Origin of the sequence: Enterobacter cloacae complex sp. IR5418 (assembly GCF_049238105.1) — a bacterium.
Classification (GTDB): Bacteria; Pseudomonadota; Gammaproteobacteria; order Enterobacterales; family Enterobacteriaceae; genus Enterobacter; species Enterobacter hormaechei.
Genome location: NZ_JBMKHS010000078.1, coordinates 1 through 4,526 on the forward strand (window position 1 = coordinate 1; position 4,526 = coordinate 4,526).

A 4,526-nucleotide genomic window follows, 5' to 3' on the forward strand; every position below is an offset into this window, starting at 1 on the left:
AAAACACAACCCGCTACGGGGGAGACTTACCCGAAATCTGATTTATTCAACAAAGCCGGGAGTTTGTCACCGGAATGGCTGTTCTTCAGGATTGCTACGAAAAACCTGCCGGTGCTCAATGTGAGCAACTGGTTTCACTGATTTATCTGATGACAGAGCAGCTTGATGGCGTGGTACAGCGTTGCCAGGATGACCTGATGAACATGGAGGTGGTGCAATGAAATCACGCACTCTTTCCCTTTCACTTCGGGTTGCGTTGTATCGCCGCGCGGTAGCCTGCGCATGGCTGAGTGCCTGCCATCAGCAAAACCGCCACCTGCAGCTGACTCTGGATGAAATTGAAACCGCTATTGCCCGTGAGCTTGAAGGATTTTATCTGCGACAGCACGGGCAAACAAAAGGCATGGAAATCGCCTGCGCCCTGCTTTCAGACCTGATGGAATCCGGCCCTCTAATGTCCTGTCCCGCACTCTCCCAGCTCGGAATAGCCGTAATGGATGAGTTATGCGTCCGTCACATCAAAAAGCCAGTTTTACACTGAGGGAGAACTGCATCATGTCAGGAATGAAAGTCAGTCAGGCCGTGAAGGCTGCCCGCGGTCACTGGGCTCAGATTCTGCAAGCGCTGGGCGTGAATATATTGAAAAATCGCCATCAGCCTTGTCCGGTCTGTGGCGGTAAAGATCGTTTTCGCTTCGACGATCAGGAAGGACGCGGAACATGGTTCTGCAATCAGTGCGGAGCCGGGGATGGTTTAGCGCTTGTCACCAGGGCACTGAATGTGGATATCAGTGAAGCTGCTGACAGGATACATGGAATGACACATGGCCTGTCTATAGCTAATTCCGAAGTCAGGACGTTAACCGCCGATACCGATAGCGGGAAAGATGCAGCGGCAGCACTTGCCGCGCGACTGCTGCAAGCCTCGCGTGAATCTGCCGGAAATACTTATCTTACACATAAAGGTTTCCCGGAACATATTTGCCATGAGCTGACTTCAGCTCATAAAACCGGTGGGGTGATGTTCCGCCCCGGTGATTTGATCGTCCCGCTCTATAACGCTGACGGGGAGCTGGTGAATATTCAGCTTATAAGTGGCAATGGTAGCAAGTGTTTTCTTAAAGGAGGTCAGGTTAAGGAGGCCTATCATCTGATAGAAGGGGGCGGGAGTTCAGTAAGAAGGATGTGGATTGCGGAAGGCTACGCCACGGCGCTTACCATTCATCATCTGACTGGAGAAGCCGTCATGGTGGCATTTTCGGCGGTCAACTTTCTTTCTCTGGCCAGCGTTGCCCATAACAAGTATCCGGGGTATCAGCTAATTATTGCAGCGGACCGAGATCTGAATGGTTCAGGCCAGAACAGGGCTGAAGCTGCTGCAAAAGCGTGTCAGTGTGACATTGTGCTGCCACCGGTTTTTGGTGACTGGAATGATGCGCTTGCCCATTACGGAGAGGAATCCACCCGGAAGGCAATTCTTGAGGCTTTGAAGCCACATAACGCCAGTCCTTTCGACACGATGAGTGAAGCAGAATTCACAGCGATGAGTGTCAGCGAAAAAGCTCAGAGGGTTCGGGAGCATTACAGAGATGCACTGGCGGTTGATCCGAACGGTCAGCTTTTATCCCGCTATGAGTCTGGAGCGTGGAAAGTGATTTCTCAGTCAGATTTTGCCCGAGATGTCGCAGCCCTTTTTCAACGCCTCGGTGCACCGTTTTCCTCAGGAAAAATTGCCTCACTGGTGGAAACATTAAAGTTAATCGTTCCGCAGCAGCAAAATCCGGCACGTCATCTGATCGGTTTTCGTAATGGCGTCCTCGATACGCGAACAGGGCTGTTTAGTCCGCACTGTAAAGAGAACTGGCTGCGTACCCTGTGTGAAGTCGATTTCACGCCACCGGTAAATGGGGAAACGCTTGAAACTCATGCCCCGGCATTCTGGCGCTGGCTGGACAGGGCCGCCGGGCACAAGCCAGCAAAACGCGACATTATTCTCGCAGCGCTGTTTATGGTGCTGGCGAACCGCTATGACTGGCAGCTCTTTCTGGAAGTGACTGGCCCTGGCGGAAGTGGCAAAAGTATCCTTGCTGAAATTGCAACGATGCTTGCAGGAGAGGATAACGCCACCTCAGCGACAATTGAAACTCTGGAGTCCCCACGAGAACGTGCGGCTCTGATCGGTTTTTCTCTTATTCGCCTGCCTGATCAGGAGAAGTGGAGCGGCGATGGCGCCGGGCTTAAGGCTATAACCGGTGGCGATGCAGTATCTGTGGACCCCAAATATCAGAATGCTTATTCAACACATATTCCGGCGGTTATCCTGGCCGTAAATAATAATCCTATGCGCTTCACTGATCGTAGTGGTGGTGTGTCCCGCCGGAGAGTTATTCTGCATTTTCCTGAGCAGATAGCACCGGAAGAACGCGATCCGCAGCTGAAAGATAAGATTGCACGAGAACTGGCTGTGATTGTTCGCCAGCTCATGCAGCGTTTCAGCGATCCGATGAGCGCCAGAACATTGCTTCAGTCGCAGCAGAATTCTGATGAAGCTCTCACCATCAAGCGTGACGCTGATCCTGCATTTGATTTTTGTGGCTATCTTGAGGCATTACCCGACACCAACGGCATGTTTATGGGGAACGCCAATATTGTCCCGCGCCAGCCACGTACCTACCTTTACCATGCCTATCTCGTATACATGGAGGCTAATGGCTATAAAAATACCCTCAGCCTGACAATGTTTGGCAAAGGGCTACCAGTTATGCTGAAGGAGTACGGGCTACATTATGAGAAGCGGCGAACTAATCAGGGAATGCAGACTAACCTCACTTTAAAAGAAGAGAGTAATGCAGACTGGCTACCCAAGTGCGATGAGCCAACAATAAAATAATTTGCAACTAACCCGGCTGATGCCGGGTTTTGTTTTCGCTGGCGCAAGAATGTAGAGTTATCTGTTCACTCTTCACCATACAGTTAACTTCTATTACCTTGATTTTGAATGATAAAAACCCTAAGTGAACAGTGTGAACAATTTATTTAAAAAAGATTTTTTTGTTTTTTTGAATATAAAACGACCTATTTAAGGATGATTGTTTTTAAGTTAAATAAGTATTGCACCCCGCTATTGGTATACGCTTAGGTATACCAACAAAGACTATAAAAATAAATACACAATAAAAACAACAATATACTATGCAAATTCATACTCCGCCAGCCCACCACTTTTTAGTTGTTTGAAGTACAATGAAGTCTACTAAGCCCGCACAGCACAAGCTCTGCGGGCTTTTTTACGTCTATTGTCGTCCAGTGAGAATTGCTGAGAACTACGAGTTATGGCACCCTGAATGGGACCCACTAAGAAGGGTCCAAAAATCGAGGGTCCCAAATGGCAAAAATCGCTAAGAAGCTCACTGACACTGAAATCAAAAGCACTAAGCCAGCCGATAAAGAAATCAACTTATTTGACGGCGATGGTTTGATTCTACGAATCGCTCCTTTGGCAAAAGGAGGCAAGAAAAATTGGTATTTCAGGTATGCAGTACCAGTGAGCAAGAAAAGAACCAAAATGAGCCTTGGGACATATCCTCACCTTACCCTTGCAAGAGCCAGAGCCTTACGAGACGAATATCTCTCCTTTCTGGCAAATGGTGTTGATCCCCAAGTCCATAACAACGATAAGGCGGAGGCATTAAAGAGTGCTACTGAGCACACTCTCAAAGCCGTAGCACGGAAATGGTTAGATGAGAAGGTAAAGACCTCAGGTATCTCACAAGACCATGCAGCAGACATCTGGCGCAGCTTAGAGAGAAATGTCTTTCCTGGTCTGGGTAATGTCCCTATCAATGAGATCCGACCTAAGCTCTTAAAACAACACCTTGATCCTATTGAGCATCGAGGCGTATTGGAAACTCTACGCCGCATCATTTCCCGTCTGAATGAAATCTTCCGTTGGGCAGCCACTGAAGAACTTATTGAGTTCAACCCAGCTGACAACCTTGGCCAAAGATTCAGTAAACCCAAAAAGCAAAATATGCCTGCCCTTCCCCCAAGCGAATTGCCAAGGTTTATGGAATCTTTGACGAATGCGTCAATCCGGTTGGAAACACGTATGCTAATTGAATGGCAATTGTTGACATGGGTTCGTCCGGGTGAAGCCGTTCGCGCAAGGTGGTCTGATATTGATACAACCAACAGCATTTGGAACATTCCTGCTGATTTCATAAAAATGAAAAAGCCTCACAAAGTTCCTTTAAGTAAAGAAGCTTTGCGCATCCTTGAATTAATGAAATCAATAAGTGGGCATAGAGAATGGGTTTTCCCCAGCATTAAAGCGCCGCTTAATCATATGCATGAACAAACCGCCAATGCAGCTATCATCCGAATGGGATTTGGAGGTGAGCTTGTAGCTCACGGTATGCGTTCTATTGCAAGAACAGCGGCAGAAGAATCCGGTAAGTTCAGATCTGAAGTGGCTTTGTTGAATAAATCAGATTTCGGGTAAGTCTCCCCGTAGCGGGTTGTGTTTTC

2 protein-coding genes and 2 pseudogenes are annotated in these 4,526 nt (G+C 48.2%); all 4 read left to right on the plus strand.

Translation table 11 applies throughout. The features are described 5' to 3' along the window. Positions 1-59 precede the first annotated feature (59 nt). A pseudogene (locus ACOTX7_RS23850) lies at positions 60-221 on the plus strand (hypothetical protein); the annotation flags it as partial. Further along, the gene (locus ACOTX7_RS23855) at positions 218-541 is read left to right on the plus strand and encodes a DUF5375 family protein (protein ID WP_023304676.1); all 324 of its coding nucleotides are present in this window, start codon (positions 218-220) and stop codon (positions 539-541) included. The pseudogene ACOTX7_RS23850 and the gene ACOTX7_RS23855, both read left to right, overlap by 4 nt. 14 nt (positions 542-555) lie before the next feature. After that, positions 556-2,889 carry a primase-helicase zinc-binding domain-containing protein gene (locus ACOTX7_RS23860; RefSeq protein WP_221813714.1) on the plus strand — a complete coding sequence of 778 codons (2,334 nt, stop codon included), beginning with the start codon at positions 556-558 and terminating at the stop codon, positions 2,887-2,889. 495 nt (positions 2,890-3,384) lie between these two features. Then, positions 3,385-4,470 (plus strand): annotated as a pseudogene (locus ACOTX7_RS23865) (phage integrase central domain-containing protein); the annotation flags it as partial. Positions 4,471-4,526: the final 56 nt, after the last annotated feature.

What these genes read in the sequence shown, in the direction of transcription:
- ACOTX7_RS23860 (WP_221813714.1), top strand. Translation starts at nt 556, where the DNA reads ATGTCAGGAATGAAAGTCAGTCAGGCCGTGAAGGCTGCCCGCGGTCAC.
- ACOTX7_RS23855 (WP_023304676.1), top strand. Translation starts at nt 218, where the DNA reads ATGAAATCACGCACTCTTTCCCTTTCACTTCGGGTTGCGTTGTATCGC.